General features: G+C 71.9%; 16 protein-coding genes and 1 riboswitch. Of the genes, 6 read left to right on the top strand and 10 right to left on the bottom strand.

Annotated elements, in window-relative coordinates; all coding sequences use genetic code 11:
• Window positions 1-103 precede the first annotated feature (103 nt).
• The gene (locus IEY56_RS25340; protein WP_229712199.1) at window positions 104-1018 is read left to right on the top strand and encodes a D-alanyl-D-alanine carboxypeptidase family protein; all 915 of its coding nucleotides are present in this window, start codon (window positions 104-106) and stop codon (window positions 1016-1018) included.
• Between the two features lie 87 nt (window positions 1019-1105).
• Here IEY56_RS25340 and IEY56_RS25335 read toward each other — a convergent pair whose 3' ends face one another.
• Window positions 1106-2359, bottom strand: coding sequence for a PP2C family protein-serine/threonine phosphatase (locus tag IEY56_RS25335; protein ID WP_189039594.1), 1254 nt, complete (start codon window positions 2357-2359; stop codon window positions 1106-1108).
• Between the two features lie 339 nt (window positions 2360-2698).
• A complete protein-coding gene (locus IEY56_RS25330; protein WP_189039593.1) occupies window positions 2699-3622 on the bottom strand; it encodes a Rieske (2Fe-2S) protein in 924 nt (307 codons plus the stop codon).
• Between the two features lie 676 nt (window positions 3623-4298).
• Window positions 4299-4479, top strand: a riboswitch (cyclic di-AMP (ydaO/yuaA leader).
• 347 nt (window positions 4480-4826) lie between these two features.
• On the opposite strand from IEY56_RS25330, the gene IEY56_RS28985 reads away from it, so the two are divergent.
• On the top strand, window positions 4827-5858 hold the full coding sequence (locus tag IEY56_RS28985; protein ID WP_373292187.1) for a M23 family metallopeptidase: 1032 nt from the start codon (window positions 4827-4829) through the stop codon (window positions 5856-5858).
• Window positions 5859-6420: 562 nt separating this feature from the next.
• On the top strand, window positions 6421-7554 hold the full coding sequence (locus IEY56_RS25320; RefSeq protein WP_189039592.1) for an aldo/keto reductase: 1134 nt from the start codon (window positions 6421-6423) through the stop codon (window positions 7552-7554).
• Between the two features lie 80 nt (window positions 7555-7634).
• Here the strand turns inward: IEY56_RS25320 and IEY56_RS25315 are convergent, their stop codons facing one another.
• From IEY56_RS25315 to IEY56_RS25295, 5 genes are all read right to left on the bottom strand, one after another.
• A complete protein-coding gene (locus IEY56_RS25315; RefSeq protein WP_189039591.1) occupies window positions 7635-8345 on the bottom strand; it encodes a bleomycin resistance protein in 711 nt (236 codons plus the stop codon).
• Between the two features lie 145 nt (window positions 8346-8490).
• On the bottom strand, window positions 8491-8913 hold the full coding sequence (locus tag IEY56_RS25310; protein ID WP_189039590.1) for a PPOX class F420-dependent oxidoreductase: 423 nt from the start codon (window positions 8911-8913) through the stop codon (window positions 8491-8493).
• 18 nt (window positions 8914-8931) lie between these two features.
• The gene (locus IEY56_RS25305) at window positions 8932-9144 is read right to left on the bottom strand and encodes a DUF397 domain-containing protein (protein ID WP_189039589.1); all 213 of its coding nucleotides are present in this window, start codon (window positions 9142-9144) and stop codon (window positions 8932-8934) included.
• 80 nt (window positions 9145-9224) lie between these two features.
• Window positions 9225-9437, bottom strand: coding sequence for a DUF397 domain-containing protein (locus IEY56_RS25300; RefSeq protein ID WP_189039588.1), 213 nt, complete (start codon window positions 9435-9437; stop codon window positions 9225-9227).
• Window positions 9421-10269, bottom strand: a complete 849-nt coding sequence (locus IEY56_RS25295; RefSeq protein WP_189039587.1) for a helix-turn-helix domain-containing protein — start codon at window positions 10267-10269, stop codon at window positions 9421-9423. The genes IEY56_RS25300 and IEY56_RS25295 overlap by 17 nt, the downstream gene beginning before the upstream one ends.
• 116 nt (window positions 10270-10385) lie before the next feature.
• Here IEY56_RS25295 and IEY56_RS25290 point away from each other — a divergent pair, with 116 nt between their 5' ends.
• Both IEY56_RS25290 and IEY56_RS25285 read left to right on the top strand, forming a co-directional pair.
• Entirely contained in the window at window positions 10386-10907 is a 522-nt protein-coding gene (locus tag IEY56_RS25290; protein ID WP_229712192.1) for an ATP-binding protein, read from the top strand.
• Between the two features lie 38 nt (window positions 10908-10945).
• Window positions 10946-11353 carry a (deoxy)nucleoside triphosphate pyrophosphohydrolase gene (locus tag IEY56_RS25285; protein WP_189039586.1) on the top strand — a complete coding sequence of 136 codons (408 nt, stop codon included), beginning with the start codon at window positions 10946-10948 and terminating at the stop codon, window positions 11351-11353.
• 474 nt (window positions 11354-11827) lie between these two features.
• Here IEY56_RS25285 and map read toward each other — a convergent pair whose 3' ends face one another.
• Window positions 11828-12604, bottom strand: a complete 777-nt coding sequence (gene map / locus IEY56_RS25280) for a type I methionyl aminopeptidase (RefSeq protein ID WP_189039585.1) — start codon at window positions 12602-12604, stop codon at window positions 11828-11830.
• Window positions 12605-12679: 75 nt separating this feature from the next.
• On the opposite strand from map, the gene IEY56_RS25275 reads away from it, so the two are divergent.
• Complete coding sequence (locus IEY56_RS25275; protein WP_189039584.1) at window positions 12680-12982, top strand: helix-turn-helix domain-containing protein; 303 nt, start codon at window positions 12680-12682, stop codon at window positions 12980-12982.
• 214 nt (window positions 12983-13196) lie between these two features.
• On the opposite strand, the gene IEY56_RS25270 is transcribed toward IEY56_RS25275, so the two are convergent.
• Window positions 13197-13490, bottom strand: a complete 294-nt coding sequence (locus IEY56_RS25270) for a YrhB domain-containing protein (protein ID WP_189039583.1) — start codon at window positions 13488-13490, stop codon at window positions 13197-13199.
• 235 nt (window positions 13491-13725) lie between these two features.
• Window positions 13726-15081 carry a PrsW family intramembrane metalloprotease gene (locus IEY56_RS25265; protein WP_229712191.1) on the bottom strand — a complete coding sequence of 452 codons (1356 nt, stop codon included), beginning with the start codon at window positions 15079-15081 and terminating at the stop codon, window positions 13726-13728.
• Window positions 15082-15187 lie beyond the last annotated feature (106 nt).

Raw genomic sequence — 15187 nt, 5'->3', positions numbered from 1 at the left:
CAAACGGGGTGCTGCGCTGTCTCTGGAGCGACAGGCCTTCCGACGGCCGGGCGGCACCGCGAGCCGGAGCCGCCGGCCTCGACGACGATGGAGCGTTGAGTTGATTCGTGTATCGAAAAGGGCCCGCCGGCTGGGTGCTGCCGGGGTGGTGGCCGGAGCCGTCCTGGCCGCCGGGCCCTTTGTCGTACCGGCACAGGCCGCCGGCCCCTCCGGTGTGAAGGCCAAGGGCGCGTTCCTGCTGGACAGTTCGTCCGGTGAGGAGATGTGGGGCAAGGGCGCCGACACCAAGCGCCAGATGGCCAGCACCACCAAGGTCATGACCGCTGCCGTCGTGGTGAGCACCAAGGGCATCGACTTGGACCGGAAGGTGACCGTCAAGCAGGCCTACCGCGACTACGTCGCGAAGTGGGGCGGCAGCACCGCCGACCTGCGGACCGGCGACAAGCTCAGCCTCCGGCAGCTGCTGTACGGCCTGCTGCTCCCCTCCGGCTGCGACGCCGCGTACGCGCTGGCCGACGCGGTGGGCACCGGGAAGACCACGTCGGCGCGGACGGGTGACTTCATCTCCAAGATGAACGCGAAGGCCCGCCAACTGGGCATGAAGAACACGGAGTTCGACTCCTTCGACGGCATCTCGAAGAAGGGGAAGAACTACTCCACCGCGCGCGACATGGCGAAGCTCGGCAAGTACTCGCTGGGCAGCACCAACATCCGCAAGGTCGCGAAGTCGACGTCGGCGAAGCAGAAGGCCACCAACGGCCGCACGTACACCTGGTACAACACGAACCAGCTGCTCGGCTCGTACAAGGGCGTCATCGGCATCAAGACCGGCACCGGCACCAAGGCCGGACCGTGCCTCGTCTTCGCCGCGACGAAGGGCGACCGCTCCGTGGTCGGCGCGATCCTCAACAGCGGCGCGCGCTACCCCGACGCGAAGAAGATGCTCGACTGGGCCTTCGAGCAGAAGACCGCCAAGCTCGACCTGCGTCAGCTTCCCAAGGGCGCCGAGCGGGACTGACCGGCAGCTCCGGGTGCCGGGGAGCGTCCCGGCGTCGAAGACGCCGGCGCGTAGGAACGCAGCACACCGACCGCCCGGGCACGGCCGTCATCCGGCGCCGTGCCCGGGCGGTCGTGTGTCGCCGGCGGCGGCCCGCGGCCGGTACTGCAGGACGACGACCACCATGTCGTCGTTGACGGCGTCGGCCCAGCGGGTGACGTCCCGGCTGACGAAGGAAACGACCTCTGCGGGTTCGATGGCCGCCCGCGTGCGGACGCCGTCCACCATGCCGTAGCGCTCCGCCAGCCGCTGCTCCAGCGGGTAGAAGCCGCCGCGCTTGCTGCGGGCTTCCGTGACGCCGTCGGAGTAGGCCACGAGGGTGTCGCCTTCGGCCAGGCGGTACTCCTTCGGCTGTGGGTCCGGGGCGGGGGCGAGGTCGGCGTAGCCGAGGGGCAGCGCGTAGTCCGGTCCGGGGTCGAGAAGGGTGACATCGCCGCCCGCGCGGATCAGGCACATCGGCGGGTGGCCGCGGTCCAGCACCCGCAGCAGGCCGCCGTCCGGGGCGAACTCCAGCAGCACGGCCGTCGCGAACAGCTCGCCCGCAAGCCCTGACGGGGTCCCGCCCGGGCCGTTCCCGGCCAGCGAACCGCCGGCTTCGAGGTCCAGCCGGTCCATGGCCATCGCGCGCTCGATGCGCTCGGCGACCTCCAGGAGGCTCGGGCCGGACGTGGCGGCCTCGCGGAACGCGGAGGTGATCGTGGCCACCGACTCGGTCGCGCCGATGCCCTTGCCGCGTACGTCGCCGACGATCACGCGTACGCCGTGCGGCGTCTTCCGCGCGCTGTAGAAGTCGCCGCCGATGAGGGCCGCCTCGTCGGCGGCGCGGTAGACGCCGGCGAGGCGCACGGGCCCCAGCCGGTCGGGGAGAGGCCGCAGCAGGGCGCGCTGGGTGGCCTCGGCGACGGCCTGCACCTGGACGAGCTGCAGGGTGGTGCGTTCGAGGACGCGGGCCAGTGCTGTGGCGAAGCCGGTCACCAGCACCAGGGTGATCACGGGCCCGGTGATGTCGTCGGGGTAGACGTCCTCCACGAGCACGTGCATGGACACCAGCAGGGCGATCGCCAGGCCGCCGATCACCACCGTGAGCACGGAGCGCGAGAGCAGCGCCGCGAGCACCACCGCCGCGGTGAGCAGCGACGCGAACGAGTAACGGGGCGGTGCGGACAGCTCCATCACGAGGGCCACCAGCAGCAGGCCCGGCGGCAGCAGACGCACCCACCGGGGGAGCCACGCCGTACGCCCGCCGCGCTGTGCGCGCCCCGCGTGGTCCTGCCGTTCGGCGATCACACTGCCCGTGCCCACGTTCCCTCGCCCCTCGTCCCATCGGGAATCGGGCACCGCTGCCCGCTTGCCCGGCTTGCTCCGCTTCTCCTCAGTCTCGGATACGTGGAGCGATCCGGCCCGGGTTGGCGAGGTGCGGGCGCGGGCGTTGCGCGGGCGTGGGCGGCTCCACGGGGCACAGGCAGCTCCACGGGGCGCGGACCCTCATGCCCCGCGGGTCGGCTCCGCTCCGGCCGCCCGCGTCGCGTCGGCCCGTCCCCCGCGTCACGTCGGTCCCGTCGCCCGCGGTTGCGCCGGCCGGGTCACCCCCCGTGGGGTGCGCCGGTCCGGCGGCGCACCCTGCGGCCCGCGGCCCGCGGTTCACTTGTTCAGACGTGCCTCGACGCGCCCGTCGACGTTCCGCGTCTCGAAGGCGGGCTGCGGCGCTGTCGCGGGCCCGCTCACGTTCCAGCCGTCGGTGAGGCGGAAGACGCTCCCGTGCCAGGGGCAGGTCACGCAGCCGTCGCTGACCTTCCCCTCCGAGAGCGGGCCCGCCATGTGGCTGCACCGGTCCGCGAGCACGTGCACGGCGCCCCCGCTCTCCCGTACGACCACGACCGGTACGTCGCCCACGTGCCGCCGCACCGCCTCGCCGACGGGCAGGTCCGACGTCGCGCCGAGCGAGTGCCAGCCGGGCTCCGTGCGTACGGAGACGTCCTCTGCGTGGTTGACGGCGGCCGCCTGCCGGTAAGCCAGGTGACCGCCGAGCGCGCCGCCCACGCCCACGGCCGCGAGTCCCGCGAATCCCCAGGCGCGGCCGCGCAGCGACCGGCCGCGCAGGCGTGAGAAGAGCGAGGCGGCGTAGCAGCCCACCGCGACGCTGTTCGCCGCGGCGTGCACCACGCCCACCCGCATCTGCGGTTTCCGCATCTCGGCCCAGTCGACCCAGCCGGTCACGGCGGCGGGCAGGGCGGCGGCGAGGCCCGTGCCCACGAGGAGCCCGGCCGTGTACCGCTTGCCGGGCACCAGGTCGAGGACGGCGGCGGAGACCCAGGTGCCGACGGGGACCTGCACCAGAAGCGGATGGACGGGGTGGCCGAGCCACCGGCCGTGCATGACGTCGCGCAGGTCCTCCCCGATCGGAAGCGACTTCACAGCCTGCCGGAGCTTCATGAGGGCGGGATCGAGGACGTCGGCCTTCTCGATCTTGTCGACGGCGGACAGCACGCGCCCCGGCCGCTGCGGGTCGGGGAGCACCGAGCGGACGGCGGTCGCGCAGGCGAGGAGCTTCTGTGAATAGGACATACCGCCCGGTGCCCCTCTGGGGCGGCGGCAAACGACGCCGTCGGGATTGCCGGACCGTCCCGATGCCCGCCGGGCCGCGCCGAGGCACCGCGTCGGCGGGCCCCGCCGCGGGCCGGACCACGGGCGGGCGTACGGGGCCCGCCGCGGGCCGGCCGTGCCCGTCCGGCAGCCGGTGCGTCCCTGGAGAAGGCCGGGCAGGCAGGCGGGAGCCCCGACGGCCGCGAAGGGTTCACGACGGCGGCGACCGACCGCGTCGACCGCCCACGACCGCGTCGATCGCCCTCGCCGAAGTCCCGGTTGTCGCCCCCGTCCTCCATGTCACCCTCGTCCTCGTTGTCACCCCCGCCGAAGTCCCCGTTTCCGTAGGGGAGTCGGCCCGTGGGTGTCGTCGTGGAGCGGCCCGGCGGGCGGTCGGAGCAATCCGGACGAGAGCCTCAACTGACGGTGTTTCACCGCAGGTTCACCCGTCACTCGCAGCGACGCCACACCCCGCTCCGGGTGAGCGTGTGTCTGGATTGGCCATCGCTGTCCGGTAGGTGACTGTCAAGCCGCTACAAATTCCGCCGGAAGCGCTTGGAATCCGAGCCGCGCGCCTATTAACGTTCGATAACGCAGCGCGGTCGTCACTGCCGTCACGAAAGACGGCACCGTGCGCCGTCGCCGAATCCTGAAAGTGCACCACCGCGAGCCACAACTCGATACAGATGCACCAGAGGGAACCGGGGAACCAACCCTTGCTGGACATCCAGGCGAGGATGGGGTGAATCGACAAGTCCCGTTCATGGGCGGGCAGTTCGTAGGAGACCTTCCTGCTCCGAACCCGTCAGCTAACCCGGTAGGCGAGAAGGAAGGAAAGGAGAACGCCCCCGTGGCGTCCAACAGGTATGCCCCCGAGGGCACGTACGGCCCGTACCGGGACGATGACGAGTCCGGCACGTACGGCGCCGTCCACGACTCCTTCGGCGCGCAGCACGACTACGGCACGTACGGCGGCCAGTTCGACAACGGCCAGTACGCCACGGGTCACTTCGACACCGGTCAGTTCGCGGCTGTCCAGACCGGCCAGTTCGGCACCGGCCAGTTCGACGCTGTCCAGACCGGCCAGTTCGACACCGGTCAGTTCGACGCGGCGCGGACAGGCCAGTACGACTTCGCGCAGACGGGCCAGTTCGACACCGGCCAGTTCGACACGTACGCCTCGCCGCTGACCGAGACGTACGAGCACCCGGCCGTCACCGTAGAGACCCGGACGCCGGAAGGCGGCTCCGCCGGTGACACGGCACCCCGCTTCGACGCGAGCGCCGTCCCGGCCTCCCTCTTCGCCGCCCGCGACGACGAGGAGCCTCCCCGCGAGGAGTGGAACCCCACCGCCGAGTCGGTCCGCCCCGTACGCGGGCGCCACAAGGTCGCCAAGCAGCGCGGCGGCAGCATGGCCCGCAGCGGCGCGGTCCTCGGCGTGGGCATGATCGCGGCGGTCGGCGCCGGCGGCATCGCCACCGCGCAGGAGAGGCCGCCGGCCATCTCCATGCAGGACGTCTCCGCCGCCACCGACTCCGCCGCGAGCCTCTTCGGCGGAGGCTCCGAGGAGACAGTGGCGGGCTCGCCGCTGACGCAGGCGGCGATCACCGAGGACGACGCCAAGGCCGGCCGTACCGACGCCGGCGAGGCACTGCGCTCCCGCATCCTCGCCCAGGCGCAGCAGGCCCAGGCGCAGGCCGACGCCTCCGCACGTGAAGCGGCGGCCAAGAAGGCCACGGCGGCAGCCGAGGCCAAGGCGGCCAAGGCCGAGGCGGAGAAGGAGCGCAAGGCGGAGAAGGCCCGCCTCGCCAAGCTGGCGAAGAGCTTCGCGCTTCCCGTCTCCGGCTCCCAACTCACCTCCAGCTTCGGCGAGTCGGGCAGCCTGTGGAGCAACGACCACACGGGTCAGGACTTCGCCGCCTCCACTGGTACGCCCATCAAGGCCGTCGGCTCGGGCACCGTCAAGGAGGCCGGCTGGGCCGGTTCGTACGGTTACCGCACGATCCTCGAACTCAACGACGGCACCGAGGTGTGGTTCGCCCACCAGTCGTCCGTGAACGTCTCGGCGGGCGAGAAGGTCGCCGCGGGAGACACCATCGGACGCGTCGGCGCCACCGGCAACGTCACCGGCGCCCACCTCCACATGGAGGTACGGCCCGGGGGCGGTTCCCCGATCGATCCGCTGTCCTGGCTGAGGGGCAAGGGCCTCAGCATCTGACAGCCGGTGCTGCGATGACACAGGTCGGGACGGCTCACGCGGCGCATCCGCTGCTTCCTCCGTGGAGCGCCGCAGGGCCGCGATGCCCGGTTCCGACTCGGCAGGGGACGCGTCCGCGGGCCGCGGCGGTCTTACGCGACGCACCGGAGGCGGCGTCCGGCGCGTGACGTACCGGGCGCGTCCGGCGTACGCCGGGTGTCCCGCCGTACGCACCTGACGCGCTCTCCGGCCCGGGACCCGCGGACCGGCCCGCAACGTGACGGCGGGCGTCCCCGGTTCCACCGGTTCCGTTCCGGCCCCGCCGGGCGTACCGTCCCGAAGACCATCCGCGCCGCCGCCGCCTCGCACCGCCGGGGTGCGCTGGATCGACGCACGATTCGCCCCTGCCCCCCCGGCGTGCAGCAAGGAGGGGACGAGGCGGCGGCGGACGGGGGCTTCCGCACCCCTCACATACCCCGGCGGCCCTGGTGGACCACCCCCCGACACCAGGGTCGTCGGTCTTTTCCCGCCACGTCCCCCCGTGCAGGGCGCGCGGCCCCGGGGTGGCGCTACGGTCGAGGTCATGCCTGCCGACGCCGAGCCTGACAACAACCCCAAGCCTGCCAACGCCGAGCCTGCCAACGCCGAGCCTGACAACTCCGAGCCTGACAACTCCGAATCCGCCCCTGACACCGGAAGCCACCCCGGAGCCCGCACGAACAGCAGTTCCGAAGCGCATGCCCGGGCAGCCGCGAGTACGCAGGCGCCCGGCCTCTCCCGGCGCCGCCCCGTCGGCGGCCTCTCCGTCTCCCCGCTGTGTCTCGGCGGCAACGTCTTCGGCTGGACGGCCGGCGAAGCCGCCTCCCGCGACGTGCTGGACGCCTACACGGCCGCCGGCGGCAACTTCGTCGACACGGCGGACGTCTACTCGGGAATCCGCCACGGCGTGAGCGGCGGCCAGGACTCCGAGACCGTCATCGGCGACTGGATGGCCCTCCGCCGCAACCGCGACGACGTCGTCGTCGCCACGAAGGTCGGCGCGCACCCGGACCGCAAGGGCCTGTCGGCCGCCAACATCAAGGCGGCGGCGGACGATTCTCTGCGCCGCCTGCGCACGGACCGCATCGACCTGTACTACACGCACTTCGACGACGAGAGCGTCGAGGTCTCCGAGATCATCACCGCGCTCGACGAGCTGGTGCGCGCCGGCAAGGTCCGCGAGATCGGAGCCTCCAACATCTCGCCCGAACGGCTCGCCGCCTCCCTCGACTTCAGCGAGCAGTCGGGCTGCGCCCGCTACACCGCACTGCAGCCGCACTACAACCTCGTCTCCCGCGATACGTACGAGGGCGCTCTCGCCGGGACCGCCGGCGCGCACGGCCTCGCCGTCATGCCGTACTTCGCGCTCGCGATGGGCTTCCTCACCGGCAAGTACCGTCCGGGCGCGGCGGCCGAAGGGAGCCCGCGCGCGGAGAGGGCGGCGGGCTACCTGGAGTCGGAGCGCGGGCGGCGCGTCCTCGCCGCGCTCGACGACATCTCCTCTGCCCGCGGCGCCGAGCCCGCCACCGTGGCCCTGGCGTGGCTGCTGACCCGTCCGACGGTCACCGCGCCGATCGCCAGCGCACGCTCCCTGGAGCAGCTCAGGCCGCTACTCGCCCTCGCCGACGTCGAGTTGACGTCCGAGGAGGCCGGCCGGCTGACGGCGGCGTCCGCGTAACCACGCGGTGCGGCCCGCCGAGCCCTGGTCCCCGCGGCGAGGGGGCCGGGGGCGGCAGGGCCGCTGCCGCCGCACCGGCGTTACGCGCCCTGCTCCCGCAGTTCGCGCAGCCGCGCCAGGTCGTCGCGGGCCGACTCCCGCTCCTCGTCCGTGAGTTGAACCGCCTCCGCCTCCTCCAGGGCGCGGGTGGCGGTCGCGTCGTCGCCGAGCCGTCCGGCGACGTCCGAGCGCATCACGAGCAGGCGCATGAGCTGGACGGGGGTGGGCCGCTCGCCGTCGAGTGCCAGCACCCGGTCGATGATCTGCGCCGCGCCTCGGGGGTCGTCGCGCGAGTCCGCGAAGAGCGCCGCGTTGTGCAGGGCCCGCGCGAAGGTCTCCTTCGGCGCCGGGCGGTGGCTCTGGTCCTCGCTGATCTTCTTCCCGATGCGGATGCAGTTGCCGCCGGGGTCCGTCATGAGGAACTGCCGGACGCCGTACGACATGTCCTTCAGCGGTCCGATACGGGGCAGCCCTCTGGTCGGGATCTTCCCGTAGGCCGCCTTCAGCCCGGCCCGGAACGCCTCGTGCAGCGCGTCGACCTCGTCGGTGAGGACGTAGCACGTGCTGAACGACGCGGCCGGCTCGTACTTCTTCATCCCGAAGAACTGCAGCTCGATGCCGCCCCGCTCGACGACCGCGAAGGGGTTCGGGCTCTTCTGCTGGTACGTCACCTCGAAGCCGATCGCGGTGTAGAAGTCGAGGACCGGCTGGATGGTCTGGCAGGGGAGGATGGGGATCGTCTTCTCGCTCACCCGGGTCACTCTAGTCAAAGTTGAATAGTTGGGAACAGGGGTGCGCGATGACGTTCTCGTACGCTTCAGGGGATGCCGGTTCAGGACATGCCGGTGCCGGGTTCCGGTTCAGGGGATGCCAGGGCCGGGGATTCCGGTGCCGGGGTCAGCGCCGGGGCTGGCCGTAGGCGTGCTCGACGCGCAGCCGTACGACCTGGCGGCGGTCGGCGACCATCGCCGCGCGGTACTCGTCCCAGTCGGGGTGCTCGCCCTGGACGGCCCGGTAGACGTCGACCAGCTCCTCGACCGCGTCGTCGCCCGGCTCCGCGGCGACGGCCGTCAGCTCGGCGGTGCCCTCGGCGACCGTCCAGGCCCAGCCGTCCTGACTGGTGACGTAGAAGCTCGCACGCGCGTCGCGCAGCAGGTTGCGCGTCTTCGCCCGGTCGGCCGTCACGGAGACGCGGATCAGCCGGCGGGCGGAGTCATACGTGTAGTTGACGTTCGACAGCTGCGGCCGCCCGTCGCGCTTCAGCGTCACCAGCACGCCCAGTCTGTACTCGGAGAGCAGTGCGAGCAGTTCCTCGTCCACGGGTCGGTCCTCTCGGTGTCAGAGCCGGCCGTCTTTCACCGCGGTCAGGAAGGCGCCCCAGCCGTTCGTGGGGAAGACGAGGACGGGGCTGCTGCCGTCACTGTGCTTGCTGTCGCGTACGGGCACGTGGCCGGACACGCCGTGGGCGACCTCGACGCAGTCACCGCCGTCGCCGTTGCTGTAGCTGCTCTTGCGCCAAGCGACACCGTTCGGATCAGCGCGAGTGGTCATGTCCGTGCCGCCGGTACGCCCAGTCTGTGCTCGGAGAGCAGTGCGAGCAGTTCCTCGTCCACGGGTCGGTCCTCTCGGTGTCAGAGCCGGCCGTTCTTGACGGCGGTCAGGAAGGCGCCCCAGCCGTTCGTAGGGAAGACGAGGACGGGGCTGCTGTTGTCACTGTGCTTGCTGTCGCGTACGGGCACGTGGCCGGACACGCCGTGGGCGATCTCGACGCAGTTCCCGCCGTCGCCGTTGCTGTAGCTGCTCTTGCGCCAGAAAGTGCCGTTCAGGTCAACGCGAGTGGTCATGTCCGTAGTCCTCTGCCGCGGCCTCGATCATGGTGAGGGACGCCCTCGGCGGTGCCGCGGCGGCCCTCAGCAGATCGTACGACTTCGTGTACTTCGCCACGAGAGCTACATCGTCGATGGTTTGACCGCTGTGGAGAGACTCCGTGTACGCCAGCGGCGGAGCGTCGGCGAAGGTCATCATCATCAATGGCCCGATCATGAAGGGGTGTGCGCCGGCGTTCAGCGGAAGCACCTGCGTAATGATCCGGCCCCGGCGCGCCAACTCCGCGATATGGCGCAGTTGTTCGGCGGTGGCGTCGGCCTCCATGATCGGCTGCCGGAGCAGCGACTCGTGCAGGATCACCCAGTACTCCGGGGTCCTGGGGTCGTCGAAGAGGCTGGCCCGCTCCATGCGCGCGGTCACCTTCCGCTCGACGTCCTCCGTGAGGTCCAGCGGATACTGCGCCCTCACGACCGCCTGCGCGTATGCCCTCGTCTGCAGAAGCCCGGGGAGGAGTGTCGGCGACCACTCCTCGATCGTCCGGGCGCGCTTCTCCTGCTCGACGACGTCGGCGAAGTACTCGGCGTGGCCGCCTCGGCGTGCTTTGCGGGCGTCGCCGCAGCGGCGCTCGAAGAAGCCGTCCGTGCCGAGCACTTGGTCGGCGTGGCGTGCCAGGTCGAGGGGCATCCGGCGGTCGCCCATCTCGATCTGGCTCAGGAAGGCGACGCTGTAGAAGCAGCCTTCGGCCAGCTCCTGCAGCGTTAGCCCGGCGTGCTCCCGTTTCCAGCGCAACTCGGCGCCGTAGAAGGCGGGCACGCTCGCCGCGGCGTCGACGTCCTTGCGTGGCGGCATAGTTGACGACCTCCGGATTCAGCGCGGTTCGTAGCTGAACGTGACTCCCTGTCACATTACGCGCGCTTCTTCCAGGCTGTGAGGGAAACGTCACACAGCGCACGGAAAGGCGTCCCATGCACCCGTCACCACGCGAGGCCCGGTCGGCTTCGGCTCCCGAACCGCAGCCGGAACACCCGGTCCCGCTCTCCGTGTCCGCCCACGGCTCGGCCGCGGCGCTGCGGGCCGAGGAGGACCGCGGTCATCTCGCACGCCGGTGCTGCGTCACGCTGACGATCCCGGTGCTCGCGGAGGCGGAGGCCCTCGCCCCGGTGCGGCGCCGCGTCGGCGCCTGGTTCGAGTTGTGGGGCATGCCGGAGCCGGCGGGAACGGCACGGCTCTGCGTCAGCGAACTGCTCACCAACGTCATCGTCCACGTCGGACCGGGCACCCCGGTCATGCTCCACGCGTCGATGGCCGGGCCCCGCCCCCGGCTCTCCCTCACCGACCCGCTGCCCGGCCCTCTGCCGCTCCCGCGGCTGCCCGGCGCCGATGCTGAGTCGGGACGCGGGCTGCTCCTCCTCGACGCTCTGGCACTCCGCTGGGGCGTGGACCAGCACGGCGCCGGCAAGACGGTCTGGTGCGAACTCGACGGCTGACCCCGCGAGAACGCCCTTGTGCCATAGGTTCGTCGACCATGGATGACGGGACGAACGGGCGACGCGTGGTGGTCGGTGGCGCGGTCTGCGACAAGGGCAGGCTGCTCGCGGCACGGCGTACGGCGCCGCCCGCACTTGCCGGCCGCTGGGAGCTCCCTGGAGGCAAGGTCGAGCCCGGGGAGCGGGTGGACGAGGCCCTCGTGCGTGAACTCCGTGAGGAGCTGGGCATCGAGGTCGAGCCTGTGGCGCGGGTAGCGGGCGAGTGGCCCCTCACGCAGGAGTTGGTGTTGCACGTGTGGCGGGCACGGCTGCTGGCGGGCGCACCTCGACCCCTGCAGGATCACGATGAGTTGCGCTGGCTCGCCCCTGACGAGGCCTTCGACGTGGACTGGCTGGACCAGGACCGGCCGGCTGTCGCCGCCGTGGTCGAGACGCTGAAGGGTTAGGGCGCTCCCCGACACGTCTCGCGACGGGACGGCGTCGGCGCAAGCATCGCTGAAGGGTGCGGTTCCGTAACGTCCGGAACCGTCAGCGCCGTCCTGCGTGTCGTGAGCCCGGCGAGGACGGCAGTGCCAGAAACTCCGGCGCGAGCTGGCTGCTGCGCGGCACTCCCGGCGGCCTCGGGGCGGACGGGGCGCTCTCGTTCGACCCGGGCGACCTGGGGGCGCCGGCGGCGGGTGCGGAACTCGGCCGCTGGTCCGCGAACTGACGGACGGTATCGGCCAGTTGGCTTAACCGGTCGGTTGCCGTCACCGAACGCAGGCAGTCGGAGGGCGGCGTGGCCCGAGCGGGGTGCCGTCCCTCGATGGAGAGGGCAGTCCGGGCGGCTTCCCTCGACCGGAACGAGTCCGTGCCCGGGAGGCGAACTCGCCTTCCGGGCACGGCTGCTGAGGGCGCCACACTCAACCCACCTGAGCACGCTACGAGTTGGGCGGCAGGGTGAGGATCTCCGCTCCGTCCTGAGTGACGGCGATCGTGTGCTCGCTGTGTGCCGTGCGGCATCCCGTCGCGCTCCGGAGCGTCCAGCCGTCGGCATCGACGACGAGATCGGCGGTGTCCGCCATGACCCACGGCTCCAGCGCGAGCAGCAGCCCGGGGCGGAGCTTGTAGCCGCGTCCGGGCCGTCCGGTGTTCGCGACGTGCGGCTCCTGGTGCATCGCCGACCCGATGCCGTGCCCACCGAACTCGGTGTTGACCGGGTAGCCCGCCTCGCTGAGGACCGACCCGATGGCATACGAGATGTCACCGGTCCGGGCGCCGGGTACGGCGGCGGATATCCCCGCCTCCAGGGCGCGTTCGGTCGCACTGATCATGGCGACGCTCTCTGTGGGCCTCGACGTGCCCACGAGGAAACTGACGGCGGAGTCCGCGGCGACTCCGGCCCGGGAGACGGCGAGATCCAGGGTCAGCAGATCGCCGTCGGCCAGCGTGTAGTCGTGGGGCCGCCCGTGGAGTACGGCGTCGTTGACGGCCGTGCAGACGTAGTGGCCGAACGGGCCGCGCCCGAACGAGGGTTCGTAGTCGACGTAGCAGGACTGCGCTCCGGCTTCGACGATCATCGCCTCGGTCCAGCGGTCGATGTCCAGGAGGTTCGTGCCGACCGTGGTGCGGCTCCTCAGCGTCCGCAGTATGTGGGCGACCAGGGCGCCGGTCTCCCTCGCTCTGGCCAGTCCCGAGGTGTTCAGGATCTCGATCACGCGTGTCCCTCTGTGTCCCTCTGCCGATGCCAATAACTATACCGGCCATATTATCCCGGTACTAGAATCGGCGTCATGGTCAGGTTGCCGCTCACTCCCGCAGAGGTCGAACGCGGACAGCGCCTCGGCGCCCTGCTGCGCCGCGCCAGGGGACAGCGCTCGATGCTCGAGGTCGCGCTCGACGCACGGGTCTCACCGGAGACCCTCCGGAAGATCGAGTCGGGCCGCGTGGCGACTCCGGCCTTCCCGACCATCGCCGCGATCGCAGACGTCCTCGGCCTCTCCCTCGACACGGTGTGGGCCGAGATCAACCAGCCCGAGCGGGACGCCGAGCCGGCCGGTGGCGGACGGGCGGAGCGCGAGCGGCTGGCCTCGTAAGCCGCGGCTCCGCGGTTCGCCGTCGTACGTGCCGCTTCGCACTGGTGGAGCGCCCGCACGGACAGCGCGAGCCGGAAGCTGAGCCTGAACTACCGGCGGGGGCAGGGGAGTCGGGTGTCTGACGTGCCGTACGCCGTCTGTGTCCCGGTCACGGAGCAGCGCGCGCCGCCCCGAAGGCAGGAGCACGCCCCGCGCGAGGGCCGGGGAGGTGGGGTCACAGCGCCGTGGGCCGGATCGCCGAGGCGTAGTCGGCGAACTCCTCCGGCGTCATGTCCTTCGGGGGGAAGTAGGGCACCTCGCCGGTCTTGGGGACGACGACCACGCTGACGGACGGCGCCCGTCCGGGGTCGCCGCCGTCGATGTGCTCCTGCGAGTCGAAGCGGACCGCCCACGCCCACGGATACTCCTCCGTGGACTCCGTCCGGAGCACGATCGTCATCGAGTCGTCCGCGTAGACGCCCTCGAGGAACCGGCGGGCGGCGTGGTGGGCTTCGCTCAGGGACAGCATCGTCGGTTCGCACTTCCCGCTCGGCTCGGGGGTGTCCGCGGTCGTGTGGTGGGGCCGGTGCCGATGCTGCCACGACCTGGGCCCGCCGCACCGCCGGCGGCAGCCGTACGGGTTATGCCCCGTCCCGAACGGGCGCGGTCCCGGTGATGCCGGGGCGGGGCCGGGCGCGCGGACGCGCGGGCGGATGCCGCCGCGCCGGTGCCGCGGGGCCCGGATCGGCGCGGGTGGTGGGGGCTCAGCGCACCGGGAACTGGACGGGAGCGCCGTACGGACTCGGGTGACCGGCACCGGGACCGGCCCCTGGCCCTGGACCCGGGCCCCAACCCCGCCCGTTCAAGGCCGGGTTGAGGCTGAACGCCGCCGAGGCCGTGGCCGGGCCGGCGAGCGCGTGGCGCTGCCAGAGGTGGTGGAGGAGTTCCTGCTCGCGCGCGTGGAAGTCCGGCGGGGGCGTGCCGTGCTGGGCGCGGGCGCGCAGGAGCGCCAGCGACGTCGCGAAGTGCTGGTACTCGGCGACCGTGCGGGCGCCTGCCGTCCCGTGCGTACGGCGTGCCGTCGAACGCGCCAGCGCCCGGGCCCGCATGGACGACAGGGCCCAGGGCTCCCCTGCCTCGAACCAGCCTGCGGCCGCGTACGCGGGCAGCGTGTCGCGGATGGTGTGCAGCTCCTGCCGTCGCGACCAGATCGCCAGCCACGTGAGGGTCACGAAGACCGGGATCATGAAGAGGGCGTAGACGGCGACGAACGTCCAGTCGGGCAGCGACGCGGAGCCGTTCCAGATGGCGTGCAGCAGCACGGCCGTCAGCAGCCCCAGGACGGGAAGCGGGAGTTTCAGCCCGCGGCGCATGGAGGGGACGGCGGCGATGATGCCGAAACTGACGCCGATGAGCGCCGTGAACAGGGGATGCGCGAAGGGCGCCAGGACGATGCGGATGAAGAACGTCATCGCGGTCACGGACTCGTGCAGCCCGTCGGGGGAGAGGATCTGGTCCTCGCCGAAGGCGGTGCCGAGGTAGAGGACGTTCTCCGTGAAGGCGAAGCCGGTGGCGGTGATGCCGGCGAGGGCCAGTCCGGACGTCACCCCGTCGAAGTCGCGCCTGCGGAAGCAGAAGAGCAGCAGTACAGCGGTGCCCTTGGCCGTCTCCTCCACGACGGGGGCGATGACCGTCGCGCCCAGGGCGTCGGCCTGCCCGGCGGAGTCCGCTATCGAGGCGCCGGTGAGCCAGTCGGTGGCGAAGCTGTTGGCGAGCAGCGCGACGAGGGTCGCCGCGCAGGCGCCCCAGGCGAAGGCGAAGAGGTGGTTGCGCCACGGCGTCGGCTCCACGCCGTCTATCCACCGGAACGCGGAGACGAGGAGCGGCACGGGAAGGACGGCCAGGCCGAGGCCGACGAGCAGGCCGACGGTGCCGGTCTGCTCGCGTACGAGCCCGAGGATGATCAGCCCGCACAGGGCGAGAAGCGAGACGAGGGCGAGAGCGCGCAGCTTCCGCCGGTGCCGGTGCCACCAGGACGGGGCCTTGGGCGGGTGGTAGCGCCACTCTTCGGGAGATGCCGGCATCGCCGGGAACTGCGGCTGCTGGGCGTAGGCCGGCACCGGGGCGAGATGCGTCTGCGGAGGGTGGTGCGCGGGCTGCTGGTGCGGGGAGAACTGGGCGGCGGGCGCGGCCGGACCGCCGAAAGACCGTCCGGGCTGCGGTTGC

Source organism: Streptomyces daqingensis (genome assembly GCF_014645895.1).
Classification (GTDB): domain Bacteria; phylum Actinomycetota; class Actinomycetes; order Streptomycetales; family Streptomycetaceae; genus Streptomyces; species Streptomyces daqingensis.
The sequence above is the reverse complement of the archived record's forward strand: the minus strand, read 5'-3'. Positions and strand labels throughout refer to the sequence as shown.